A 23193-nucleotide genomic window follows, 5' to 3' on the forward strand; every position below is an offset into this window, starting at 1 on the left:
GACGGAGGGAGACTGAAGGGGTAGCGCGGCCGGTAGGCAGGGGTGCCCCGAAGGAGTGGCCATGGGCGGCACGGCGGTGGAGACCCTGCGCGAGCTGCTGCGCGGCGAGGTGCTCGGCCCGCAGGACCCGGGGTACGACGAGGCCCGGCAGATCTACAACGCGATGATCGACCGTCGGCCGGCCGTCATCGCGCGGTGCGCGGACACCACGGACGTACGGGCGGCGGTGCGGTACGCCCGCGAGAGCGGCATGGACCTGACGGTCCGCGGCGGCGGGCACAGCGGCGGCGGCCTGTGCCTGGTCGACGGCTCGCTGATGATCGACCTGTCGGGCCTGCGGTGGGTGCGGGTGGATCCGGCGGCGCGGACCGCCCTCGTGGGCGGCGGCAGCCAGCTCGGCGACCTGGACCACGAGGCGCACGGCTTCGGGCTCGCGACCCCCGCCGGCATCATGTCCACGACCGGGGTGGGCGGGCTGACGCTGGGCGGCGGACACGGCCATCTGACCCGCGCGTACGGCCTGACCATCGACAACCTCCTCGCGGCGGACGTGGTCCTCGCGGACGGCTCGGTCGTCACCGCGTCGGCGGAGGAACACCCCGAGCTCTTCTGGGCCCTGCGCGGCGGCGGCGGAAACTTCGGCGTGGCGACCTCCTTCACGTACGCCCTGCATCCGGTGGACACCGTCGGCCTCGGCGTCACCCTGTGGGATCCGGAGCACATCGGGGCGGTGCTGCGCTGGTACCGGGAGTTCCTGCCGGCGGCGCCCGACGACCTGAACGGCTTCTTCGCCACGCTGACGGTGGCCCCCGGGCCGCCCTTCCCCGAGGAGATCCACCACAAGAAGATGTGCGGCGTGGTGTGGTGCAGCACGGGCCCGGCGGACGAGGACAGCCTCGCGAAGACGTTCGCCAACGTCGCCGATCCCGCCCCGCCGGCCTTCCACTTCGCGACGCCGATCCCGTACCCGGCGCTCCAGGCGATGTTCGACGAGCTGATCCCGAAGGGCCTCCAGTGGTACTGGCGCGGCGACTTCTTCGACCGGATCACGGAGGAAGCGATCGACGTGCACCGCGCGTTCCTGGAGAACGTCCCCACCGAGCTGTCGACGATGCACCTCTACCCCGTCGACGCCGCGGCCCACCGCGCGGGCCCGATGGACACGGCCTGGGCCTACCGGGACGCGGTCTGGTCCGGCGTGATCGGCGGCATCAGCCCCGAACCGTCCGAGGCGGAGGCGATCCGCACCTGGGCGGTGGACTACTGGGAGGCGCTGCACCCGCACTCGATGGGCGCCGGATACGTCAACTTCATGGGCGCGGACGAGGGCCGGGACCGGGTCCGGGCCACGTACCGGGGGCACTACGACCGGCTGGCCGAGGTGAAGCGGACGTACGACCCGGACAACGTCTTCCGCCACAACCAGAACATCACCCCGGCACAGAGCTAGGACCGCCCCCGCTCGGTTCACGGGTGGCGGCCGGTGGCCGTACCGTCGTCCCGTGACCGAGGAGGGCTTCCGATGCGCAGCGTGACCTACTCCATGGGCGTCTCACTGGACGGCTACATCGTCGGGCCGGACGGCGGCTTCGACTGGACGGCGCCCGACGAGGAGGTCTTCCGCTTCTGGATCGACGAGATCCGGGACGTCGGCGTCCACCTGCTGGGACGACGGCTCTACGAGACGATGCTGTACTGGGAGACCGCCGACCAGGACCCCTCGCTCGACGACGCCTCGCGCGAGTGGACCGCGCTCTGGAAGCCGCTCCCCAAGGTGGTGTTCTCCACCACCCTGTCGGCGGTGGAGGGCCACGCCCGCCTGGCCTCCGGCGGCGTGGCGGAGGAGATCGAACGGCTGCGGGCCGAGCCGGGCGAAGGCGACATCGCGATCGGCGGCGCCACGCTCGCCGCCGAGGCGGCCGCGGCGGACCTGATCGACGAGTACCGGACCGTGGTCCACCCGGTCCTCGTCGGCGGCGGCATCCCGTTCTTCCCCCGTGCCGAGCGCCGGGTGGACCTCGAACTGGTCGGGACCCGCACCTTCGGCTCGGGAGTCGTCCACCTCCGCCACCGCGTGGTGCGCTAGGCGGCCCGGCTCGGCCCCGCTCGCGGCCGACGCCCGCGTACATCGCGACGTCCGGCGCCGGTGTCTCCGGCCGCCACGCGGAGCACGACACCACTCCGGGTTCGAGCAGTTCGAGCCCGTCGGAGCAGCGCGCGATCGCGGCGGGGGTCCGCTGGGTGGGCCTCGGCGTGCCGTGCTCCTTCCAGAAGGCCACGGCGGAGTCGACGTCCCGGAGGTCGGCGTCCAGGTAGTCCGCCCGCCCCAGGAACAGCCGGTCCGCCTTCGCGTACTCCCCGCTCCCGGGATGCGACTTCCGGATCTGGTCCCCGGCCGTCCGGTCGACCGGGTAGTCGTCCTCGCCGCCGGTCGGGTAGTTCCATTGCGCCGACGGCGCATTGCCCTCACTGTTCGCCTTGCCCCCTTGTCCACGCCATGGAATACGGCGGACCTGGGGGCCTTTTTCACGTATTCGTCTCTCCGGCCGGCGACGGGCCGGGAATGAAGTCGCTTGAATTCCAGCATTCGGATCCATTCGGACTTCTGAATTCCGCACGGTAATTCTCCACCGCGCCTCTGTTTCGCCTCCAGCGCCCCGCTACCACCACCGGGCATCGTCGCTGCCGCACCACAGCACCCATTCCTGTCCGCGGCTGTCCGCCGCGAATCCCGACCGCCAAGGAGGCGCCATGGACGCTCCGGTGATCATCGTCGGCGCGGGCCCCGCGGGGCTCGTGCTGGCCGCGGAACTGCGCCTCGGCGGCGTCGAGGTCCTCGTCCTGGACCGGCTGGAGAAGCCCTCGGAGGAGTCGCGGAGCCTGGGCTTCACCGCCCGTGCGGTGGAGCTGTTCGACCAGCGCGGGCTGCTGCCCCGCTTCGGCGAGCTGGGCATCAGCGCCAGGGGGCACTTCGGCGGACTGCCGCTGGACTACGGCGTCCTGCTCGACGCCCACTTCGGGGCGCGGGCCGTCCCGCAGGCCGTCACCGAGCGGGCGCTCGGCGACTGGGCGGCGGAGCTCGGCGCCGACGTCCGGCGCGGCTGGACCGTGGTGGGCCTGCACGACGACGGCGAGGGCGTGCGGGTCGAGACCGAGACCCCCGACGGGCCGCGCACGCTGCGCTGCCGCTACCTGGTCGGCTGCGACGGCGGGCACAGCTTCGTGCGCCGCGCCGCCGGTTTCGAGTTCCCCGGGACGCCGTCGACCCGCGAGATGTTCGTCGCCGACATCGGCGGCTGCTCGCTCAGGCCGCGTCCGATCGGCGAACGGCTGCCGTCCGGCATGGTGATGGCCACCCCGATCGGCGAGGACGTCGACCGCATCATCGTCGTCGAGCACGGCGTACAGCCCCGACGGCGCACCGAGCCCCCGGAGTTCGCCGAGGTGGCGGACGCCTGGGAGCGGCTGACGGGGGAGGACATCCACGGCGGCACCGCCCACTGGATCAGCTCCTTCGGCGACGCGACGCGCCAGGTCACCGAGTACCGCCGGGGCTCCGTGCTGCTGGCCGGCGACGCCGCCCACACCCATCTCCCGGTGGGCGGGCAGGGGCTGAGCGTCGGTGTGCAGGACGCCGTCAACCTCGGCTGGAAGCTCGCCGCCACCGTGCGCGGCACGGCCGGTCCCGAGCTGCTCGACTCCTACCACGCCGAACGCCATCCCGTCGGCGCCCGGCTCCTGCTCAACACGCTGGCCCAGGGCGTGCTGTTCCTGAGCGGAGCCGAGGTCGAGCCGCTGCGCGAGGTGTTCGCGGACCTGATGGAGCTTCCCGAGGTCCGTCGCCATCTGGCCGGAATGGTCAGTGGTCTGGACATCCGCTACGACGTCGGCCCCGGCACGCACCCGCTGCTCGGCGCCCGCGTCCCCCGGCGGGAGCTGCTCGGACCGGACGGGCCGACGACCACCACCGCCGCGCTGCGGACCGGCCGCGGGGTGCTGCTCGACCTGGCGGACGATCCGGAGCTGCGCCGCGCCGCCGAACCCTGGGCCGACCTGGTCGACGTCGTGACGGCGGCCCCGCGGCACCTTCCCGAGGGCTGCCCGCTCGCCGGGACGTCGGCCGCGCTGCTGCGCCCCGACGGCCACGTCGCCTGGACGGATCCCGGATGCGGGCCGCTGCCCGACGCGCTGACCCGCTGGTTCGGGACAAAACGTTTCGCGACCTCCCATCAGTAACCGCATGTGAACGAGGAGAGATTGATGCACAGCACCTTGATCGTCGCTCGTATGGACCCGTCGTCGCAGGCCGAGGTCTCCCGCATCTTCGGGGAGTTCGACACCACCGAGCTGCCGGGGCTGATGGGCACCCGCCGCCGTCAGCTGTTCAGCTACCGCGGCCTCTACTTCCACCTCCAGGACTTCGACTCCGAAACCGGCGGCGAGGCCATCGAGGAGGCCAAGAGCCACCCGCTGTTCGTGAAGGTCAGCGAGGACCTGAAGCCGTTCATCGAGGCCTACGACCCGGCCACCTGGCGGTCGCCCGCCGACGCGATGGCGCAGCGCTTCTACCACTGGAACGCCCGATGAGCGAGCGGCGGGTCGTGATCACCGGCATCGGGGTCATCGCGCCCGGCGGGATCGGCACCAAGGCCTTCTGGAGCCTGCTGAGCGAGGGCCGCACCGCGACCCGCGAGATCAGCCTCTTCGACGCGAGCGCGTTCCGGTCCCGGGTGGCGGCGGAGGCCGACTTCCACCCGGAGGAGCACGGGCTGACCCCGCAGGAGATCCGGCGGATGGACCGGGCGGAGCAGTTCGCCGTCGTCACGGCGGCGGAGGCGATGGCCGACAGCGGCCTGGAGCCCGAGGACCTGGATCCGTACCGGACGGGCGTCACCGTCGGCAGCGCGGTGGGCGCCACCATGTCGCTGGACCGCGAGTACCGGGTGGTCAGCGACGACGGCCGGCTGGAGGCCGTCGACCACGAGTACGCCGTGCCCCATCTGTACGACTACTTCGTGCCCAGCTCCTTCGCGGTCGAGGTGGCCCGTCTGGTGGGCGCCGAGGGTCCGGCCGCGGTCGTCTCCACCGGCTGCACCTCCGGTCTCGACTCCGTGGGCCATGCCGCCGGGCTGATCCGCGAGGGCAGCGCGGACGTGATGATCGCGGGCGCCGCGGAGGCGCCGATCTCCCCGATCACCGTGGCCTGCTTCGACGCGATCCGGGCCACCACGCCCCGCAACGACGACCCGGAGCACGCCTCCCGGCCGTTCGACCGCAGCCGCAACGGCTTCGTCCTCGGTGAGGGCGCGGCGATGCTGGTCCTGGAGGAGTACGAGCACGCCAAGCGGCGCGGCGCCCACATCCACGCGGAGATCAAGGGCTTCGCCACCCGGTGCAACGCCTTCCACATGACCGGTCTGAAGGCCGACGGCCTGGAGATGGCGGAGGCCATCACCGGAGCCATGGAGGAGGCGGGGATCGAGCCGGAGGCCATCGGCTACATCAACGCGCACGGCTCGGGCACCCCGCAGAACGACCGCCACGAGACCGCGGCCTTCAAGCTCGCCCTGGGCGAGCACGCGTACCGGACCCCGGTGAGCTCCATCAAGTCGATGATCGGGCACTCGCTCGGCGCGATCGGCTCCCTGGAGATCGCGGCCACCGTCCTGGCCATCGAGAACGACCTGGTCCCGCCCACCGCGAACCTGCGGGAGGCCGACCCCGACTGCGACCTCGACTACGTGCCTCTGGAGGCCAGGCCGCACCGGATCGACACCGCGCTGACGGTCGGCAGCGGCTTCGGCGGCTTCCAGAGCGCGATGATCCTCGGGAGGGTGTCATGAACGGCTCCGTCGTCGTCACCGGCATCGGTGTCACCGCGCCGAACGGCCTCGGCACGGAGGACTACTGGCAGGCGACGCTGGCCGGGAAGAGCGGCATCGCCGAGATCACCCGGTTCGACGCCGCGCGCTACCCGGCCAGGCTCGCCGGGGAGGTGCCGGGCTTCGTCGCCGAGGACCACCTGCCGAGCCGGCTGATCCCGCAGACCGACCACATGACGCGGCTGGCCCTGGTCGCCGCCGACTGGGCGCTGGCGGACGCCGAGGTGGTGCCGGAGGACTGGGAGTCCTTCGACATGGGCGTGGTGACGGCCAGTTCCGCCGGCGGCTACGAGTTCGGCGAGCGCGAACTGCGGAACCTGTGGGGCCAGGGCGGCGGCTATGTGAGCGCCTACCAGTCCTTCGCCTGGTTCTACGCGGTGAACACCGGCCAGATCTCGATCCGCAACGGGATGCGCGGGCCGTCCGGCGTGCTGGTGGCCGACCAGGCCGGCGGCCTCGACGCGCTCGCCCAGGCGCGCCGCCAGATCCGCAACGGCACCCGGCTCGTCCTCGCGGGCGGCGTCGACGGCTCGATCTGCTCCTGGGGCCATGTGGCCCGGCTGGCCGACGGCACGCTGAGCACCGTCCCCGACCGGGACCGGGCCTATCTGCCCTTCGACTCCGCCGCCTCCGGCCACGTCCCGGGCGAGGGGGGTGCGCTGCTGGTCATGGAGTCGGCGGCGGCGGCCCGTGCCCGTGGCGCCCGTGTGTACGGCGAGATCGCCGGCTGCGCCTCCACGTTCGACCCGAAGCCCGGCAGCGGGCGCCCGCCGGGCCTGGAGCGGGCCGTCCGGCTCGCCCTGGACGACGCCGGCATCGCCCCCGGCGCGGTCGACGTGGTCTTCGCGGACGCCGCCGCCGAGCCGGAGGCGGACCGCGTCGAGGCCGACGCCCTCCGCGCCGTGTTCGGACCGGGCGCCGTCCCGGTCACCGCCCCCAAGACCATGACCGGACGGCTGCTGTCCGGCGCGGCACCACTCGACGTGGCGTCGGCGCTGCTGTCCATCCGGGACGGGCTGATCCCGCCCACCGTCAACGTCGCACCCTTCTCGGGCTACGGCCTCGACCTGGTGTGCGACGAACCGCGGGAGGCACCCGTCCGGACCGCTCTCGTACTGGCGCGTGGACACGGCGGCTTCAACTCCGCCGCGGTCGTCCGCGCCGTCGACCCTTCCACATCATTTGGAGATTCGTGATGAGCAGCACCGAGTTCACCCTGGACGACATCCGAGGCATTCTGCGCCAGTCCGCCGGCGAGCCGGAGAACCTCCCGCTCGACGGCGACATCGCCGAGCGCACCTTCGAGGAGATCGGCTACGACTCGCTGGCCCGGCTGGAGGCGTGCGGCCGCATCGAGCGCGAGTACGGCGTGAGCCTCGACGCGGAGCTGATCCAGGGCACCTCGACCCCGGCGTACCTGATCGCGGCCGTCAACGCCCAGCTCGTCGCGCAGCTCGCGTCCTGAGCCCGGCCGACCCCACCAGCAGAAGGAGAAGGACATGACCGAGCACGAGGGCCGGGTCGCACTGGTCACCGGCGCCACCTCGGGGATCGGACGCGCGACGGCCAAGTGCCTGGCGGAGCAGGGGCACCGGGTCTTCATCTGCGCGCGGTCCGCCGAGAACGTGGCCACGGTGCTGAAGGAGCTGCGGGACGAGGGCTTCGAGGCCGACGGCATCGCCTGCGACGTGACGGACCCGGAGCAGATCCGCGCCTTCGTCGCTGCGGCGGTGGAGCGGTACGGCCCCGTGGACGTCCTGGTCAACAACGTGGGCCGGAGCGGGGGCGGCGTCACCGCCGACATCGCCGACGAGCTGTGGCTCGACGTCATCAACACCAACCTGAACAGCGTGTTCCTGATGACCCGTGAGGTCCTGAACGCGGGCGGCATGCGGAACGCCGAGCGCGGACGGATCATCAACATCGCCTCCACCGCCGGCAAGCAGGGCGTCGTCCTGGGCGCCCCGTACTCCGCGTCGAAGCACGGCGTGGTCGGCTTCACCAAGGCGCTCGGCAACGAGCTGGCGCCCACCGGGATCACCGTCAACGCGGTGTGCCCCGGCTACGTGGAGACGCCCATGGCGGAGCGCGTGCGGCAGGGATACGCGGCGGCCTACGGGACCAGCGAGCAGGCCATTCTGGAGAAGTTCCAGGCCAAGATCCCGCTCGGGCGCTACTCGACCGCCGACGAGGTGGCGGGCCTGGTCGGCTATCTGGCCTCCGACCGGGCCGCCTCGATCACCGCGCAGGCGATGAACGTCTGCGGCGGGCTCGGCAACTTCTGAGGGCTCGGCAGCTTCTGGGCCCGACCGGGGCCTTTCGTGGCCCGATCGGGGCCTTTCGTCCACGAGGACCGCACGGAAAGGAGATCCGGCGATGACGAAGCCGGGCCACCGCGAGGTGGAGCACGAGATCACGGTGGGCGCGCCCGCCGACGCTGTGTACGAACTGATCGAGAAGGTCGCGAACTGGCCCCGGCTGTTCCCGCCGACCGTCCACGCCGAGCAGGTCGAGCTGGACGGCTCCACGGAGCGGATACGCATCTGGGCCACGGCCAACGGGACCGCCAAGAGCTGGACCTCGCGCCGTGAGCTCGACCCGGAGGGGCGGCGCATCACCTTCCGCCAGGAGGTGTCCGCCCCGCCCGTCGCGGCCATGGGCGGCACCTGGCTGATCGAGCCGCTGTCCGGGACGGAGTCCCGGGTGCGGCTGCTGCACGACTACCGGGCCGTCGACGACGACCCGGAGGGCCTCGCCTGGATCGACGCCGCGGTCGACCGCAACAGCACCGCCGAACTGGCGGCGCTGAAGGCGAACGTCGAGCTGGCCACCGCCTCCGCGGACGGCGACGAGGGGCTGATGTTCTCCTTCGAGGACACGGTCCGCATCGCCGGCTCGGCCAAGGACGTCTACGACTTCCTCAACGAGGCCGACCGCTGGCCGGAGCGGCTGCCGCACGTCGCGACCACGACGCTGACCGAGGACTCCCCCGGTCTGCAGGTGCTGCGGATGGACACCCGTACCAAGGACGGCGCCACCCACACCACCGAGTCGATCCGGGTGTGCTTCCCGCACAGCAGGATCCTCTACAAGCAGATCACGCTGCCGAAGCTGATGACCCTGCACACCGGCTGCTGGACGCTCACCGAGGTCGACGGCGGGGTGGAGGCCACCTCCCAGCACACCGTCGTCCTCAACCCCGCCACCGTCGAGGAGGTCCTCGGCGCCGGCGCGGGGATTCCGGAGGCCCGGGTGTACGTCAAGAACGCCCTGAGCGGCAACAGCCGCGCCACCCTGGGGTACGCCAAGGACCACGCCGAAGGCCGGCGCTGACATGAGCGGTCGGGTCATCGTCGTCGGCGCCGGGCCCGTCGGGCTCGCGCTCGCCGGTGAACTGCGCGTCGGCGGGGCCGAGGTGACGGTGCTGGAGCGGCTGGCCGCACCGACGACGGAGTCCAGGGCCACCACCCTGGACGCCCGCACCATGGAGCTCCTGGACGAGCGCGGCCTGCTGGCGACGCTCGGCACGGTGCCCCGCGAGTCCCGGGGCCACTTCGGTGGCCTGCCCCTCGACCTGGACGGCCAGCCCTCTCCGTTCGCGGGCCAGTGGAAGGTGCCGCAGGCGCGGGTCGAGGCACTGCTCGGCGACCGGGCGCGCGCGCTCGGCGCGGACGTCCGGCGCGAGCACGAGGTCCGCGCGCTGCACCGGACCGAGGACGGCGTCACCGTCGACGCCGTCGAGCTCGGCTCCGGGCGGAAGGTGCGGCTGACCGCCGCGTACGTGGTGGGCTGCGACGGCGAGGAGAGCACCGTCGCCGCCCTGGCCGGCTTCGAGTTCCACGGCCGGGACGCCCGCCGCGAGCTGCTGCGCTGCGACGTCCGCGGGGTCGACATCCCCGACCGTCGCTTCCAGCGGCTGCCCGGCGGCTTCGCGGTCGCCGCGACCCGGGAGGGGCTGACCCGGGTCATGGTGCACGAGTACGGGCGTACGCCCGCGCCGCGCACCACCGCGCCCGGCTTCGACGAGGTCGTCGAGGCGTGGGCGCGGGTGACCGGGGAGGACATCGGCGCCGGCACCCCGGTGTGGGTGAACGCCTTCGGCGACGTCAGCCGCCAGGCCACGCGCTACCGCCGGGGACGGGTGCTGCTGGCCGGGGACGCCGCCCACCGCCACCTGCCGGTCGGCGGACAGGCCATCAACCTCGGCCTGCAGGACGCCTTCGACCTGGGCTGGAAACTCGCCGCCGAGGTCGCGGGCACCGCACCGGACGGGCTGCTGGACTCGTACCACGAGGAGCGGCACCGGGCCGGCCACCGGGCCATGGCGATCATCGACGCCCAGGCCCACATCATGCTCGGCGGCCCGGAGTTCGATCCGCTGCGCTCCCTCTTCCGGGAGCTCCTCGACCACCGGGCGGTGCGCGAGCTGCTGGCCTCCCGGCTCGGCGGTCTGGACGCCGGCGCCGGGAGCCCGCCCGAACCGGCCGAACCGGCCGGGACACCGAACCGCTGAGAGGGGAGCCCTCATGATCACCCGTCGGGCGCTGCTCGGGGCCGGTGCGGCGGGGGCCGCCGCCGCGGCGGTCCCCGCCACCCGTGCCCTGGGTCTGGGCGCCGTTCCCTGGAGCCGACTGGACCGGCAGCTGACCGGGGACCTCGTGCTCCCCTCCGATGCCCGGTACGCGACCGCCAAGCAGCTGGACCTGATGCAGTTCGACGCCATCAGCCCGCAGGCCGTCGCCTACTGCGCCGACGCGCGGGACGTGGCGCTGTGCCTCGCCTTCGCGCAGCAGAACGGACTGGTTCCGACGGTGCGCAGCGGCGGCCACAGCGCCGCGGGGTACTCCACCGGAACCGGTCTGGTGGTGGACGTGTCCCGGCTGAACTCGGTGCGGGTCGGCGGCGGTTCGGTGACCCTGGGACCGGGCGCGCAGAACGTCGACGTGCTGAACACGCTGGCCGACTCGGGGCTCGCCCTCGTCGGCGGCGCGTGCCCGACCGTCGCCGCCGGCGGGTTCGTCCAGGGCGGCGGGCTGGGGTTCCTCACCCGTACGCTCGGCATGACCTGCGACGCGCTGACCTCCGCGACGGTGGTGCTGGCGAGCGGGCAGACCGTCACGGCCTCCGCGCAGGAGCACCCGGACCTGTTCTGGGCGCTGCGCGGGGGCGGAGGCGGCAACTTCGGCGTCGTCACGTCCTACACGCTGACGCCGACCGCCCTGTCCCAGGTGGCCACTGCGCAGCTCGGCTACGCCTACGACCAGGCGCTCGACATGCTCGACGGCTACGCCCGCTGGCTGGTCGACTGCCCCCGTACGATCGGCTCGGCGGCGGTGGTCACCCTCGTCGACGCGGCGCCGGGCCATGTCCCGGCCCCGGCGATCATCGTGGTCTCCACCGGGACCCCTGCCGAACTCGACGCGGAGCTGGCCCGGTTGGAGTCCCTGACGGGTGGGCCGGCCTCGCGGCAGGGCTCGGTGCTGCCCTACCGCGACCTGATGACGGGCATCTTCCGCTGCACGGGGATGACCGTCGAGGAATGCCACCGGGCGGACGTCTTCCCCCGGGGGCAGCTCCCCCGGACCGCGTTCGCGCTGGAGCGCAGCCGTCTGGTCCGCGACGCCGTGCCCCGGGACGGCTGGGCGCGCGTCCTGGCGCTCTTCGACGAGCAGCGGGTGTCCGGCGGCCAGACGCACGGGCTCCAGGTGCTGCCGATCGACGGCGCCGTGCGGGACCTGGACCGGACCGCGACGGCGTTCGTGCACCGCGACAGCCGTTTCTCCGTGAACTTCCAGGCCTACGTGGCGCAGGGGCAGGTCACGGACGGGCTGCGGACCGCCGCGAAGGCCTGGGTCGACGCGGGCTTCGCGGCCGTCGACCCGCTCTCCTCGGGCGAGACCTACCAGAACTTCGTCGACCCGGAACTCGCGGACTGGAAGACCTCCTATTACGCGGAGAACTATCCGCGACTGGTGCGGACGAAGAACCGCTACGACCCGAACGGTCTCTTCGGATTCGCGCAAGGAATACGTTGACGAAAACCGGACCGACAGGGCGCCGGCACACCGATTGCGAGAGGGAGGACCAGAAATGGCCAAGCAGGAGAACCTGGACCCGAGCACGTCGTTCTTCGACCAGCTGAAGGAGAAGACCGGGCCCGTCGTCCTGGCCAACACCTTCGTCGTCCCGGAGGACGATTCCGAGACGTTCCTGGCCGTCTGGAAGAAGCACGCCACGTTCATGAAGGCGCAGCCGGGGCTGCTCTCCCTGCAGATGCACCGGGGCACGGCGGGGAGCCGGCTGTTCATGAACGTCGCGATCTGGGAGTCGACCGAGGCCCTCGCCACGGCGCTCGCCGACCCGCAGTTCCAGGCCATGGCCGTCGACGTCCCCGAGGACATCGTCTCGTACGCGCACGTCTTCGAGAAGGTCGCCGTCGAAGGCCTCTGCGTCGCCTGACCTCGGCCGGGGAATTCTCGCCCGAACTCACTTGATGAATGGGGACTTCGCCATGGATGTGGGACTTCTCTTCGACCTGCGGAACCCGGAGGGCTGGAAGCGGCCCTGGGCCGATCACTACGCGCAGAACCTGGAATTCTGCGAGGAGGCGGACCGGCGGGGCGTGGGCGGGCTGTGGTTCACCGAGCACCACCTCTTCGAGGACGGCTATCTGCCGCAGCCGCTGACCTTCGCCGCCGCCGCCGCGGCCCGCACCCGCCACGCCCGGATCGGCACCTCGGTGGTGCTGCCCGCGCTGCGCAAGCCGGCCCAGCTCGCGGAGGAGGCGGCGGTCGTCGACCTCCTGAGCGGCGGACGCCTGGAGCTGGGCATGGGCGCCGGCTACCGGGTGCCCGAATACTCCCTGATGGACGCGGACTTCACGCGGCGTTTCCGGAAGACCGAGGAGCACATCCGCGAGGTCCGCCGGCTCTGGGAGGAGGGTGTCGTCACCCCCGGTCCGATCCAGGACCCCGTCCCGCTGTGGGGCGGCTTCTACGGGCCGCGCGGCGCGCGGATGGCCGGCCGGCTCGGCATCGGGCTGCTGCACATCTCCCACGAGCTGTTCCCGCACTACCGCGAGGGGCTCGTCGAGGGCGGCCACGACCCGGCGACCGCCCGGCTCTCCGGCCTGCTGCCGATCATCCTCGCCGACGACCCGGACGAGGCCTGGTCTCGTGTCGCGCCCTACCTCGCCCACCAGATGAACAGCTACCGGCAGTCGTCCGTGGAGGGCACCGACAAGCCCCGGCCGCCGATCATCCACGCGGACGAGTTCCGCAACCGGACCTCCAACGCCCCCTGGGGGGCCCTGAAGATCCTCACCCCCGAGGACGCCGCCGTCCAGATCAAGGAGATGACCGAGGGGCTGCCGGTGGAGCACCTGATCTTCTGGGCGAGCATCGCCGGTATGCCGGACGACCTGACCGTACGGAACATCGAGCTGGTCAGCGAGGCGCTGCCGCCGCTGCTGGGTGCGCGACGGCCGTCCGGACGCTGACCCGTACGCCGTCCGCCGTGGCCGTCCCCGCCCGGGACGGCCACGGCGGAGGGGACTCCGACGAGGCCCGCCAGAGGGCTACTCGCCGGTCCCTCCGAGGTGCGCCGCCCACGGGTAGTAGACGTAGTCGAACGCCGCCGGCGCCCCGGTGATCCTGCTGCCGAGCCACACGTCGTTCGTCAGCTGGATGCCGGGGAACATCGGTGCCGTCTCGTCGTGCAGCTTCTTCTCCATCGCCACGACCACCTCGGCGCGGGCCTTGTCGTCCTTCTCGGCCACCGCCTTCGCGTAGAGGGCGTCGACGCCGCTGTAGCCGGACTGGTTGAAGGAGCCGCCGGACACCGCGGTGATGCCCAGCCAGTCGAGCGGGTTGGGGATGTTCGGCCAGAACTGCGTGTACAGCAGGTCGGTGTCGCCGCGCGTCGCCGGGTCGTACAGGTAGTTCGAGTAGCCGGTCGCGGGGACGACGTTCAGCTTGAAGTTCAGGCCGATCCTGTCGGCCGCGTCCTTGATGCCGACGCCCAGCTGCTGGGTCTCCGCCTGCTGCGGCACGACAAGGCTGATCCGCTTCGCCTTCACGTCGGCCGGGACACCGGCGAGCAGCTTCTTCGCCTCCTCGATCCTCGGCGTGCCGTCGGTCCTGACCGAGTCGGCGTACGGGGTCAGGGCGTCCTTCGCGAAGCCGTAGACGGCCGGGACGGTCTGCAGGGAGGCCGGGGTGCCCTCACCCGCGTACACCTGCTTGCCGATGCCCTTCCAGTCGATGGCCGTCTGGAGCGCCCTGCGCACGTCGGCGTCGCCCATCGCGCCCTTCGTGTTCGCGACGACGAGCGTGACGGCGAGCGGCGCGGGGCCCGAGTGGAGCCTGCCCGCCGGGGATGCCTTCAGCTGCGCCAGAGCGGCCGTCGGCGGCTGGTACGTGCCGTCGATCTGGCCGGAGAGCAGGCCGGAGGTGATCGCGGAGTCGTCGGTGAGGAAGGTGAAGTCGATGTTCTTCACCTTCAGCGGCAGCTCCTTGTTCCAGTAGCCGTCGTAGCGGCTCGCGCTGATCGACTGCCCCCGCGTCCACTTGGCGAACTTGTACGGGCCGGTGCACATGAGGCCGACGTCGGGCGTGCCGACCTTCTTGCCGTTCCGCTCGTAGAACTTCTTCTGGACGACGACCCCGGCGTAGCTCGCCAGTTCGTCGTTGAAGAGGTAGTCGGGCCGCTTGAGCCTGACGGTCACCTCCGAGGTGCCCGTCTTCGTGATCGAGGCGACGTTCCGGTACAGGTAGCCGTAGAAGCCCGTCCTGTCCGTCAGGTTGTGGTTCATGCTCCACACGACGTCGTCGGCGGTCATCGGCGAGCCGTCCCAGAAGGTGACGCCGTCGCGGATCTCGTAGACCCAGGTCTTCGGGTCGGGGTTCGTGTACGAGGTCGCCAGGTTGGGCTTGATCCTGAAGTCGGGCGTCTGGGCGAACAGGGTCTCGCACATGTTCGAGTTGATCATGTTCGGCGTGTAGTCGGCCGCGTGGAAGGGGTCGACGGTCTGCGGCTCGCCCTGGAAGACGTTCCAGGTGATCCTGTCCACCGAGCCCTTGCCCTGCGGCGTGTAGGTCGTCAGCGCGTCGGAGGTGCGGGTGCCTCCGGTTCCGGTGGTGCCGCCTCCTCCGGAGCAGCCGGCCAGTACGAGGGAGGCGGTGGCGGCGACGGCGAGTGCGGCGGTCCGTCCGCGCGGGCGGGGTGCGTGCATGGCGCGACTCCTGGTCAGTGTCGGGCGGTGAGGGTTTCGGGGTCCCAGCCGGGGCGCGGGACGCTGTCGCGCAGCAGGCGGGTGTAGGGGTGCCGGGGGTGGTCGAGCACGTCGGCGGTGGGCCCTTGCTCGACGACGGCGCCGTGGCGCATGACGATCGTGTCGTCGGTGACCTGGCGGATGACGGCGAGATCGTGGCTGATGAACAGGTAGCTCACGCCGCGCTCGCGCCGGATGTCCGAGAGCAGATTGAGGATCTGCGCCTGGATCGAGACGTCCAGGGCGGACACGGCCTCGTCGAGGATGAGGACGTCCGGATCCGCGGCGAGCGCGCGGGCGATGGCGACGCGCTGGCGCTGGCCTCCGGACAGTGCCCTCGGCAGGGCCGCGAGCTGCCGGTCGTCGAGTCCGACGAGTCCGGCGAGTTCGCCCACCCGCTTCCTGGTCCCCTCGCGGCCGAGCCGGGCGTGGACGCCGACGACCTCCGCGAGGCAGTCGCCGACGCGCTGGCGGCGGTCGAGCGAGGTGTACGGATCCTGGAAGACGATCTGGACGTCCCGGCCCCGCCGGCGGCGGCTGCGGGCGGAACGCGCCGGCTGGGTGCGGTCCTCGCCCCGGACCGTGACGCGGCCGCCGGAGGGACGCTCCAGGCCGATGATCATCCGGGCCGTGGTCGTCTTGCCGGAGCCGGACTCGCCGACGATGCCGAGGGATCCGCCCGGGGCCAGGGAGAAGCTCACGTCGGCGACCGCGGTCGCCCGGGCACGCCCGTGGCCGAACGTCTTGGTCAGGTGCTCGACCACGAGCAGGGGTTCGGTCATCGCTGGGCCTCCTCGTTCGCAGCGGTGCCGGCGGGCACCTGCGGCAGCAGCCGGCCGCGCAGCTCGGGCATCCGGACGCACCGGGTCTGACCCCCACCGATCCGCAGCAGGGGCGGCACCCCCACCCGGCACTCGTCCCGCGCGAAGCGGCAGCGCGGGGCGAACGCGCAGCCGTCCGGCGCCTCGTACGCGGTGGTGGGGTGACCGGCGATGGCGGGCAGCCGCTCGACGCGCCGGTCGATCTCGGGGCGCGCCCGCACCAGGGCGGCGGTGTAGGGGTGGAGCGGGTCCTCGTGCAGCCGCTTCGACGCCTGTCGCTCCACGGCCTGCCCCGCGTACAGCACGATCGTCTCGTCGCACACGGCGCCGGCGAGCTCCAGGTCGTGCGTGATGAAGAGCATGGCCATGCCGTACTCGCGCTGCATGCGCCGCAGGATCGCCATCACCTCCGCCTGGGTGGTGACGTCGAGCGCGGTCGTCGGCTCGTCCGCGAGGACGAGCCGGGGCCGTGCGGCGACCGCGGCGGCGATCATCACGCGCTGCAGCAGACCGCCGGAGAGCTCGTGCGGGTACTGCCGCAGCCGGCGCTCCGGGTCCGTGATCCCGACCTCGGCGAGCAGTTCCCGCGCGCGCTTGCGGGCGGCGACCTTCGGCATCCGGTCGTTGACGCGCATCGCCTCGGTGAGGAAGTCGCCGATCGTGCGGACGGGGTCGGTGTGGGCCCGGGCGTCCTGGAAGATCATCGCGACGTCCCTGGCCCGGTAGGACCGCAGGGCCTCGGCGCGCAGGCCGAACACGTCGGCGCCGTCGAAGCGGACGCCGCCCCGGACCTCGGCGCCGTCGGGGAGCAGCCGCGCGAGGGCGCGTACCGTCATCGACTTGCCGGAGCCGGACTCGCCGACCAGGCCGAGCGTGCTGCCGCGGTCGAGCGAGAACGAGACGTCGCGCAGCACGGTGCGCGGTTCGCCCGCGACCGGCAACCGGACCGTCAGGTCCTCGACGTCGAGAAGTGCGTTCACGAGCGTGCCTCCCAGCGCTCCGTGAGCCGGTCGCCGAGCGTGTTGACGGCGCCGACCGTGATGACGATGAGCGCGCCGGCGTACAGCGCCTCCTGCGGGTGCTGCTGGAGCACACCGGCCGTGCCGGTGCCGACCATCGCGCCCCAGTCCGAGGTCGGCGGCTGCACGCCGAGGCCGATGAAGGAGAGGCCGGCGAGGTCCATCAGGGCGAACCCGAAGGCGAGGGTGGCGTTGGCGACGATCAGCCCGCTCACGTTGGGCAGGAGGTGCGCCAGCGCGATCCGCAGCCCGTGCACGCCCTGGACCCGCAGCGCCGCGACGTACGGCAGGTTGCGTTCGCGCAGCGCCGCGCTGCGCACGATCCGTGCGATGTACGGGACGTAGGCGAGGGACAGCGCCACGACGGCGGCCGGCAGACCGGAGCCGAACAGGGCGGTCGCGAGGATGGCGAGGAGCAGACCGGGGAAGGCGAACACGGCGTCGACGACGCGCACCGTCATCTGGTCGAACCAGCCGCCGAACCACACGGCCGCGAGCGCGAGGACCGTCCCGAGGAGGGTCGAGACCACCACGACGAGGAACGGTCCGACCAGCGCGGTGCGGGAGCCGTGGACGAGGCGGGAGAGGAGGTCCCGTCCGCTCGCGTCGGTTCCCAGCAGGTGCGCGCCGCTCGATCCCTGGTAGGCGCCGGAGAGGTCGACGGCGTTCGGGGCCTGGAGCGAGACGACCGGCGCGAGCAGGGCGCAGCAGACGACGAGCCCGAGGAGCCCGAGCGCCACCAGGCCGGACAGGCCGAGGCCCCTCGTGCCGCGCGTCCGCCGGCCGGTCTTCCGGGCTCCGGTACGGCGTATCGCCGCTGTCGCGCTCATGAGTCCTTCTTCCCGAGCGACACACGCGGGTCGAGCAGCGTGTAGGCGAGGTCGATGAGGGTGTTCAGCACGATGAAGGCGGTGACGTACACCAGGCAGATCGCCTGGACGACGGGGAAGTCCTTCTGCTGGACCGAGGTGACGAGGAACTGGCCGAGCCCGCCGAGCTGGAAGACCTGTTCCACGACGACGCTTCCGGCGATCAGGCCCGCGATCGTGAGGCCGGCGACGGTGAGCACGGGCATCGCGGCGTTGCGCATCACGTGACGGCGCACGACGGTCCGGCGGGGCAGTCCGCGGCTGATCGCCGTCTGCACGTGGTCGGCGGACAGCTCCGCCCGGACCGCGGTCTGGGCGAGTCGTGCGACGAACGCGACGGACGCGAGCGCGAGGGCGAGCGACGGGAGAACCAGGTGGTGGATCCGGTCGAATCCGCCGCTGCCGGCGCCGAACACCGGGAACCACTCCAGGTCGACGGCGAAGACGACGATCAGCACGACCGCTCCGACGAAGGTCGGCACCGCCATGACGCCCGTCGCTCCGGCCATGGCCGACCGGGACGCCCAGCCGGGCCTGAGGCCGGCGAGCGTGCCGATGGCCAGACCGAGTACGAGGACGGTCGCCGCGGCCATGAGGACGAGCAGCGTGGTCACCGGGGCGCGGCCGCCGACCAGCGAGGACACCGGCTGGTTGTAGATGATCGAGGTGCCGAGGTCGCCGTGCAGCACGCCGCCCAGCCACCTCAGGTACTGCCGCCCCACGGAGTCGTCGAGGTGGTAATCGGCCTTGATACCGGCGACCGCCTCGGGGCTCATGGTGCGACCGTGCGTGAGGTACGTGAGCGGGCTTCCCGGCGCGGCGTAGAGCGCGCCGAAAACAACCAGGCTCGCGAGGGACAGGGTCACGGCCAGCCCCGCGACGCGCAGGGCGACGAACCGCGCGACCGCCCCGACGGGCCGCTTCCCCGGCTCCGTCGCCTCCGACGGCACGGGCGCCGTCGTGATCACCTGGCTCATCGGTCCGCCTCCGGTCGCGCGTGATGGACCGTCCGGCCGCCGACGACCGTCCGCAGCACGCGGGTGTCGAGCAGTTCGTCCAGGGGGCGGGCGAAGACGTCCCGGTCGAGGACGACGAAGTCGGCGTACTGGCCCTCGGCGAGGCGGCCGTGCAGATGGTCGGAGCGGCTCGCCCAGGCGGCGTCCCGCGTGGCGTGCACGATCGCGTCCGCCAGCGGCAGGGCGTAGTGCGCGAGGTTCGCGGGCAGCGACGGGTCCAGGGCCGAACGCCGGGTCGCCGCGACGAACATGTTGGGCAGCGGCGCGTGCGGCGAGGTGGGCGAGTCGGTGCCGAGGACGAGCACGGCCCCGGCGCCGGTCATCTCGGGCCACGGGAAGCCGCGGTCGGCCCGCTCGTCGCCGAGCGTCCGCCGCCAGTTGTCCTGGATGGCGGGGTCGGCGTGCACGGGCTGCATGCTCGCCGTGATGCCGAGTGCCGCCAGGCGGTCGATGTCCGCGGCGTCGACGACTTCGAGGTGCTCGATGCGGTGGCGCCGCTCCTTGGGGCCGTTGAGGGCGACGGCGTGCTCGACGGCGCCGATCGCGACCCGGACCGCCTCGTCGCCGATGGCGTGCAGGGCGACCCGCAGGCCGGCCGCGTCCGCGGCGGCGACCACCGGCGCGAGCTCGGCGAGGCTCCAGATCGGGGCGGCCTCCGCCCCGTTCGCGTAGGGCTTCCCCAGCGCCGCGGTGCACCCGTCGACGGTCCCGTCGACCATGACCTTGATGCCGGTCACCCGCAGGTACGGGGTCGACCCATGCGCGGCGAGCGCGGCGGCGCGCTCGACCATCCCGCCGCGTACGGCGCGGGCCTGCGCGTACCGCTCGGCCGAGGCCGATTCCGGGGTGCCGGTGTCGCCGTCGGCGGGGCCCGCGTCGAGGAAGTGGTTCGTGTGGACCACCCAGCCGTCGCCGCCGGGCCGCACCACGGCGACTCCGGCGGGTGACATCTCCGGGGACGCCGCCGCGGCCCGGCCGTCCCGGTAGGTGGCGACGGTCAGCGCGGTGGACGCGTTCACCTTCGCGGGGGCGATGATGTCGTGGGCCGCCGCCACCGTCGTCGCCTCCTCCAGGACGCGACGCGCGACGGCGTGGACGGGCATGCCGCCGGCCGGGATGTCGGAGCGGTGCCTCGGGATGTCGAAGTGCGGGCCGAGGCCGGCGTCGTTGCGGCCGCGTTCATGGGGATCGGTGCCGGTCGAGCGCAGTACGTGCAGCTTCATAGTGCCGTGGGACCTTTGCCTTGTGAGGACCGTCACAGGGAGGGACGGGCGACACGCTAGGGAGGTAAAACGTTTAATACAACGGTCTTCCTCACGTCGCTTTCCGCTCCCCCGGAGGTCGCCATGGCCCGGTCGAAGGGCGTCACCATCCGCGACGTCGCCCAGCGCGCGGGGGTCTCCGTCGCCGCGGTCTCCATGGCGCTCAACGACACCGGGACGCTGAGCGCGGCCACGCGCCTGCGCGTCCGGGCCGTCGCCGAGGAGATGGACTACCAGGCCGACGCGCTCGCCCGCGGCCTGCGACGCTCGTCGGTCGGGGCGATCGGGCTCGTCATGCGCTCACTCGACGCGCTGGGCGAGTACGCGCCGCCGGGCGTCGACGTGTTCGCCCGCTACATCGGCGCCGTGTCGGCGCAGGCGATGAACCGCGGGCTCAGCGTCATGCTCGTGCCCGACCCGACCAAGCGCCCGACACCCCCGCTGGCGCTGTCGCTCGACGGCTACATCGTGACGATGCCGCACGTGGACGATCCGGTCGTCGCCCTCCTCGAACAGCGCGAGATCCCGTACGTGACGCTGGGACGCGATCCCGGCCGCCCGGAGTTCACCGACTGGGCCACCGAGGACGAGCAGTCGAGCTTCCGGCGCATCTACGAGCACTTCGCCGGGAACGGCGCCCGGTCGATCGCGCTGGTGCGCGGAACCGACCCCAACGCCTGGAACATCGACAGCGAGGCGACGTACCGCGCCTGGTGCGAGAGCGCCCGGATCACCCCGCGCGTCTACATGTCGGCCGAGCGCGCCGGCGAACACGGCGGCGAGAGCGTCGCGCACACGATCGTCGACGACGGGGTCCCCGACGCGATCCTGTGCCACACCGGCCGCCAGGCGGCCGGAGTACTGGCGGGCCTCGCCGCTCGCGGCGTCCCCGTGCCCGACCGGACGATGCTCGCCGCCGCCTCCGACTCCGAGCACACCCGGCACAGCCGCCCCGCCATCTCGGCCGTCGAACTCCACGTCACGGAAACGACCTTGGCCCTCCTCGACCTCCTCCAGGCCCGCATCGCGGGCACCCCGAGCACCGGCCCCGTCCTGACGACCTCCCGCTTCCGCGTCCGCGCCTCCTCCCGCCGCCCCCACCCGAACACCTGACGACTCACCAGGCTTCGGCCGCCCCGGGTGCGGCCCGTCGCGGCGACGAAACGCCGCCGGAGGGTCCGTTCGGAGACGCCGGGAGCCGCGCCGCCCCTCACCCCCGCGTCGGACGCGACTCCGGCCCGGGTGCCGGCCGACGACCGACGGCCATCCCGATGATCACGCCGATCGCGGTCAGGGTCGCCAGGGCCGCGTACCCGTACGCCAGGGTCGCGGCCGACGCGACGGCCGCGACGAGGAGGGGGCCTCCCGCGTCACCGAGCTCACGGCCGAGTTCGGCCGCGCCCATGGTCTGGCCGAGGCGTTCGGTCGGGGTGGCGTTCGCGAGGGCGGCGAAGCCGAGCGGGGTGACCAGGCCGGTGCCCGCGCCGATGAGGCAGGCGGCGACCAGCACCCCGGCCAGGCCCGGGAGCATCGCCGCGAACAGGCCGGCGGCGGTGACCGCGAGGCCCCGGGTCAACCCCTTGCGGGTCGTCAGACGCCCCGCGTCGAGGGCCCGTCCCGCGTACGGCTGGACGACGGCGGCGGTGGCGGCGAGCACGGAGACCGCCGCGCCGGTCGCGACGGTGCCGAGGCCGGCCGCCGCACCGGACACCGGCAGGAAGCCCACGCCCACGGACAGCGCGGCCGTGGCCGCGGCGAGCGCGGAGGTCGGGGCGAGGAACGACCGGTCGGCCAGCCGGCGGGCCAGGTCGAGCAGGGTCTGCCGCTGCTTGGGCAGGGGCGGTACGGCCGGGACGGCGAGCGCGGCCCAGACGGCGACGGCCGCGCCGAGGACGGCGAGCACGAGGAAGAGGAGGGCGAGGCCGCCCGCCCAGACCAGGAGCCCTCCGAGGAGCGGGCCGAGGGTGTAGCCGAGCGACTTGGAGAATCCGTAACTTCCGAAGGCCCTGCCGTGCTCGGCCGCCGGATTGAGCCGGGCGACGAGCGCGGAGGCCGCCGGCGAGAAGGCGGAGGCGGCGGCCCCCTGGCCGAGCCGCGCGGCCCACAGCCAGCCCGGACTTCCCGCCGCGACGTACAGGGCCGAGGCGGCCGAGAAGGCGAGCAGCCCGCCGACGAGCACGGGCTTGGCGCCGATCCGGTCGGCGAGCGAGCCGAAGACCGGCTTGAGGACCACCTCGGCACCGTCGTACAGGGCGAGCAGCCCGCCCAGGACGAGCAGGGAGGTCACGGCGTCCTCGGAGAATCCGCCCAGGTTGGCGGCGATGCCGTGCGCACCGAAGGCGGTGGTGAATCCGGCCGCGTGCAGCGGCCACATCCGGCGTATCGGCGTGGTGTTCGTCGTGCTCATCCGCTGCCCTCGGGGTGTTCGTGCAGGACCTTGAAGACCAGTTCGGCGTAGTGCTCGCAGGCCGCGGCGCACTGCTTGAGGCGCTCGGCCGCGTCGGCGGCGAGGAGGGAGCCGAACACGTCGCGGGCCGTCAGGTCGCGATGCCGGCGGCGGAGTCGTTCCAGGCCCTGTTCCTCCTCCTCCAGCTCGGCGAGGGTGAACTTCCCGATGCGGATCTCCTTGGCGATCTCCTCCTCGAACTTGCCGCAGTCGGCGAGGAACCCGGTCCAGTCCGCCTCCCGCAGCGCGTCGAAGGACTCGCGCGGCCGGGCGGCGTCCTGCCCGCCGCGGCCGGTCGCCTCAAGGACGACGGTCTGCCCCTGTGCCCGCTCGGAGAGCTCGACGGTCCGCCGCACCCCGTCGGCGAACACCGGCACGTCCGGCACCGCCCAGATCCCTTGCCCGAGGGAGAGCGCGCCGATCCTGCGCAGCTCCCGCCAGGCGGCGACCCGGTGCCGGGACGGTTCCGCGGGGATCTTGACGATGAGGACGAGCCATCGGCTCCGATCGGCCTGCGTCACACCAGTAAAACCTGCGTCACACCAGTAAAAGTAGCAAGCATCACATTCCCCGCTCGACGGTCCGCCCTCCGGAGCGCACACCATGA

22 protein-coding genes and 1 pseudogene are annotated in these 23193 nt (G+C 72.7%); 14 read left to right on the forward strand and 9 right to left on the reverse strand.

Annotated elements, in window-relative coordinates; genetic code table 11:
* Positions 1 to 61 precede the first annotated feature (61 nt).
* Positions 62 to 1450: an FAD-binding oxidoreductase gene (locus ACH4TP_RS24375; protein ID WP_398439116.1), complete on the forward strand. Its 1389-nt coding sequence runs from the start codon at positions 62 to 64 to the stop codon at positions 1448 to 1450.
* A 72-nt stretch (positions 1451 to 1522) separates the two neighbouring features.
* Positions 1523 to 2086: a dihydrofolate reductase family protein gene (locus tag ACH4TP_RS24380; protein WP_389225911.1), complete on the forward strand. Its 564-nt coding sequence runs from the start codon at positions 1523 to 1525 to the stop codon at positions 2084 to 2086.
* 19 nt (positions 2087 to 2105) lie between these two features.
* On the opposite strand, the pseudogene ACH4TP_RS24385 reads toward ACH4TP_RS24380, so the two are convergent.
* A pseudogene (locus ACH4TP_RS24385) lies at positions 2106 to 2597 on the reverse strand (SAM-dependent methyltransferase); the annotation flags it as partial.
* 154 nt (positions 2598 to 2751) lie between these two features.
* Between ACH4TP_RS24385 and ACH4TP_RS24390 the strand changes: the two are divergent.
* The 11 genes from ACH4TP_RS24390 (at position 2752) to ACH4TP_RS24440 (ending at position 13380) form a co-directional block, all read left to right on the forward strand.
* On the forward strand, positions 2752 to 4236 hold the full coding sequence (locus tag ACH4TP_RS24390) for an FAD-dependent monooxygenase (protein ID WP_398439117.1): 1485 nt from the start codon (positions 2752 to 2754) through the stop codon (positions 4234 to 4236).
* 24 nt (positions 4237 to 4260) lie between these two features.
* On the forward strand, positions 4261 to 4587 hold the full coding sequence (locus tag ACH4TP_RS24395) for a TcmI family type II polyketide cyclase (RefSeq protein ID WP_389225916.1): 327 nt from the start codon (positions 4261 to 4263) through the stop codon (positions 4585 to 4587).
* The gene (locus ACH4TP_RS24400; protein WP_398439118.1) at positions 4584 to 5843 is read left to right on the forward strand and encodes a beta-ketoacyl-[acyl-carrier-protein] synthase family protein; all 1260 of its coding nucleotides are present in this window, start codon (positions 4584 to 4586) and stop codon (positions 5841 to 5843) included. Before ACH4TP_RS24395 ends, ACH4TP_RS24400 begins: the two co-directional genes overlap by 4 nt.
* A complete protein-coding gene (locus ACH4TP_RS24405) occupies positions 5840 to 7078 on the forward strand; it encodes a ketosynthase chain-length factor (protein ID WP_398184593.1) in 1239 nt (412 codons plus the stop codon). The genes ACH4TP_RS24400 and ACH4TP_RS24405 overlap by 4 nt, the downstream gene beginning before the upstream one ends.
* Positions 7078 to 7347 (forward strand): acyl carrier protein, encoded by a 270-nt coding sequence (locus ACH4TP_RS24410; RefSeq protein ID WP_389225925.1) that lies wholly within the window; start codon positions 7078 to 7080, stop codon positions 7345 to 7347. Before ACH4TP_RS24405 ends, ACH4TP_RS24410 begins: the two co-directional genes overlap by 1 nt.
* Before the next feature lie 34 nt (positions 7348 to 7381).
* The gene (gene fabG / locus ACH4TP_RS24415) at positions 7382 to 8167 is read left to right on the forward strand and encodes a 3-oxoacyl-ACP reductase FabG (RefSeq protein WP_389225928.1); all 786 of its coding nucleotides are present in this window, start codon (positions 7382 to 7384) and stop codon (positions 8165 to 8167) included.
* 91 nt (positions 8168 to 8258) lie between these two features.
* A complete protein-coding gene (locus ACH4TP_RS24420) occupies positions 8259 to 9215 on the forward strand; it encodes an aromatase/cyclase (protein ID WP_389225930.1) in 957 nt (318 codons plus the stop codon).
* Position 9216: 1 nt separating this feature from the next.
* Positions 9217 to 10395: an FAD-dependent monooxygenase gene (locus ACH4TP_RS24425; RefSeq protein WP_398439119.1), complete on the forward strand. Its 1179-nt coding sequence runs from the start codon at positions 9217 to 9219 to the stop codon at positions 10393 to 10395.
* Positions 10396 to 10408: 13 nt separating this feature from the next.
* Positions 10409 to 11917: an FAD-binding oxidoreductase gene (locus ACH4TP_RS24430; protein WP_398439120.1), complete on the forward strand. Its 1509-nt coding sequence runs from the start codon at positions 10409 to 10411 to the stop codon at positions 11915 to 11917.
* Between the two features lie 55 nt (positions 11918 to 11972).
* Positions 11973 to 12341: an antibiotic biosynthesis monooxygenase family protein gene (locus ACH4TP_RS24435; RefSeq protein ID WP_389225939.1), complete on the forward strand. Its 369-nt coding sequence runs from the start codon at positions 11973 to 11975 to the stop codon at positions 12339 to 12341.
* 52 nt (positions 12342 to 12393) lie between these two features.
* Complete coding sequence (locus ACH4TP_RS24440) at positions 12394 to 13380, forward strand: LLM class flavin-dependent oxidoreductase (protein WP_389225941.1); 987 nt, start codon at positions 12394 to 12396, stop codon at positions 13378 to 13380.
* Between the two features lie 78 nt (positions 13381 to 13458).
* Here the strand turns inward: ACH4TP_RS24440 and ACH4TP_RS24445 are convergent, their stop codons facing one another.
* The 6 genes from ACH4TP_RS24445 to ACH4TP_RS24470 are packed head-to-tail and all read right to left on the reverse strand — an operon-like array spanning position 13459 to position 20137.
* The gene (locus ACH4TP_RS24445) at positions 13459 to 15114 is read right to left on the reverse strand and encodes an ABC transporter substrate-binding protein (RefSeq protein WP_398439121.1); all 1656 of its coding nucleotides are present in this window, start codon (positions 15112 to 15114) and stop codon (positions 13459 to 13461) included.
* A gap of 14 nt (positions 15115 to 15128) precedes the next feature.
* Positions 15129 to 15935, reverse strand: a complete 807-nt coding sequence (locus ACH4TP_RS24450; RefSeq protein WP_398439122.1) for an ABC transporter ATP-binding protein — start codon at positions 15933 to 15935, stop codon at positions 15129 to 15131.
* Positions 15932 to 16954 (reverse strand): ABC transporter ATP-binding protein, encoded by a 1023-nt coding sequence (locus ACH4TP_RS24455; RefSeq protein ID WP_398439123.1) that lies wholly within the window; start codon positions 16952 to 16954, stop codon positions 15932 to 15934. The genes ACH4TP_RS24450 and ACH4TP_RS24455 overlap by 4 nt, the downstream gene beginning before the upstream one ends.
* Entirely contained in the window at positions 16951 to 17823 is an 873-nt protein-coding gene (locus tag ACH4TP_RS24460; protein WP_398184568.1) for an ABC transporter permease, read from the reverse strand. The genes ACH4TP_RS24455 and ACH4TP_RS24460 overlap by 4 nt, the downstream gene beginning before the upstream one ends.
* Entirely contained in the window at positions 17820 to 18839 is a 1020-nt protein-coding gene (locus tag ACH4TP_RS24465) for an ABC transporter permease (RefSeq protein WP_398439124.1), read from the reverse strand. Before ACH4TP_RS24465 ends, ACH4TP_RS24460 begins: the two co-directional genes overlap by 4 nt.
* Positions 18836 to 20137, reverse strand: a complete 1302-nt coding sequence (locus ACH4TP_RS24470) for a C45 family autoproteolytic acyltransferase/hydolase (RefSeq protein WP_398439125.1) — start codon at positions 20135 to 20137, stop codon at positions 18836 to 18838. Before ACH4TP_RS24470 ends, ACH4TP_RS24465 begins: the two co-directional genes overlap by 4 nt.
* A gap of 87 nt (positions 20138 to 20224) precedes the next feature.
* On the opposite strand from ACH4TP_RS24470, the gene ACH4TP_RS24475 reads away from it, so the two are divergent.
* The gene (locus ACH4TP_RS24475; protein WP_398184560.1) at positions 20225 to 21253 is read left to right on the forward strand and encodes a LacI family DNA-binding transcriptional regulator; all 1029 of its coding nucleotides are present in this window, start codon (positions 20225 to 20227) and stop codon (positions 21251 to 21253) included.
* Positions 21254 to 21350: 97 nt separating this feature from the next.
* On the opposite strand, the gene ACH4TP_RS24480 is transcribed toward ACH4TP_RS24475, so the two are convergent.
* Positions 21351 to 22514, reverse strand: coding sequence for an MFS transporter (locus tag ACH4TP_RS24480; protein ID WP_398439235.1), 1164 nt, complete (start codon positions 22512 to 22514; stop codon positions 21351 to 21353).
* A gap of 29 nt (positions 22515 to 22543) precedes the next feature.
* On the reverse strand, positions 22544 to 23107 hold the full coding sequence (locus ACH4TP_RS24485; RefSeq protein WP_398439126.1) for a Chromate resistance protein ChrB: 564 nt from the start codon (positions 23105 to 23107) through the stop codon (positions 22544 to 22546).
* Positions 23108 to 23193: the final 86 nt, after the last annotated feature.

It is taken from the genome of Streptomyces sp. NPDC021012, from assembly GCF_044333355.1.
Lineage (GTDB): Bacteria > Actinomycetota > Actinomycetes > Streptomycetales > Streptomycetaceae > Streptomyces.

Bases quoted from the DNA above. Each gene is read 5' to 3' on its own strand.
- ACH4TP_RS24445 (WP_398439121.1), bottom strand. From the start codon at position 15,114: ATGCACGCACCCCGCCCGCGCGGACGGACCGCCGCACTCGCCGTCGCC.
- ACH4TP_RS24430 (WP_398439120.1), top strand. From the start codon at position 10,409: ATGATCACCCGTCGGGCGCTGCTCGGGGCCGGTGCGGCGGGGGCCGCC.
- ACH4TP_RS24400 (WP_398439118.1), top strand. From the start codon at position 4,584: ATGAGCGAGCGGCGGGTCGTGATCACCGGCATCGGGGTCATCGCGCCC.
- ACH4TP_RS24390 (WP_398439117.1), top strand. From the start codon at position 2,752: ATGGACGCTCCGGTGATCATCGTCGGCGCGGGCCCCGCGGGGCTCGTG.
- ACH4TP_RS24375 (WP_398439116.1), top strand. From the start codon at position 62: ATGGGCGGCACGGCGGTGGAGACCCTGCGCGAGCTGCTGCGCGGCGAG.
- ACH4TP_RS24395 (WP_389225916.1), top strand. From the start codon at position 4,261: ATGCACAGCACCTTGATCGTCGCTCGTATGGACCCGTCGTCGCAGGCC.
- ACH4TP_RS24420 (WP_389225930.1), top strand. From the start codon at position 8,259: ATGACGAAGCCGGGCCACCGCGAGGTGGAGCACGAGATCACGGTGGGC.
- ACH4TP_RS24410 (WP_389225925.1), top strand. From the start codon at position 7,078: ATGAGCAGCACCGAGTTCACCCTGGACGACATCCGAGGCATTCTGCGC.
- ACH4TP_RS24425 (WP_398439119.1), top strand. From the start codon at position 9,217: ATGAGCGGTCGGGTCATCGTCGTCGGCGCCGGGCCCGTCGGGCTCGCG.
- ACH4TP_RS24405 (WP_398184593.1), top strand. From the start codon at position 5,840: ATGAACGGCTCCGTCGTCGTCACCGGCATCGGTGTCACCGCGCCGAAC.
- ACH4TP_RS24475 (WP_398184560.1), top strand. From the start codon at position 20,225: ATGGCCCGGTCGAAGGGCGTCACCATCCGCGACGTCGCCCAGCGCGCG.
- ACH4TP_RS24380 (WP_389225911.1), top strand. From the start codon at position 1,523: ATGCGCAGCGTGACCTACTCCATGGGCGTCTCACTGGACGGCTACATC.
- ACH4TP_RS24435 (WP_389225939.1), top strand. From the start codon at position 11,973: ATGGCCAAGCAGGAGAACCTGGACCCGAGCACGTCGTTCTTCGACCAG.
- ACH4TP_RS24440 (WP_389225941.1), top strand. From the start codon at position 12,394: ATGGATGTGGGACTTCTCTTCGACCTGCGGAACCCGGAGGGCTGGAAG.
- ACH4TP_RS24450 (WP_398439122.1), bottom strand. From the start codon at position 15,935: ATGACCGAACCCCTGCTCGTGGTCGAGCACCTGACCAAGACGTTCGGC.
- fabG (WP_389225928.1), top strand. From the start codon at position 7,382: ATGACCGAGCACGAGGGCCGGGTCGCACTGGTCACCGGCGCCACCTCG.
- ACH4TP_RS24465 (WP_398439124.1), bottom strand. From the start codon at position 18,839: ATGAGCCAGGTGATCACGACGGCGCCCGTGCCGTCGGAGGCGACGGAG.
- ACH4TP_RS24480 (WP_398439235.1), bottom strand. From the start codon at position 22,514: ATGTGGCCGCTGCACGCGGCCGGATTCACCACCGCCTTCGGTGCGCAC.
- ACH4TP_RS24460 (WP_398184568.1), bottom strand. From the start codon at position 17,823: ATGAGCGCGACAGCGGCGATACGCCGTACCGGAGCCCGGAAGACCGGC.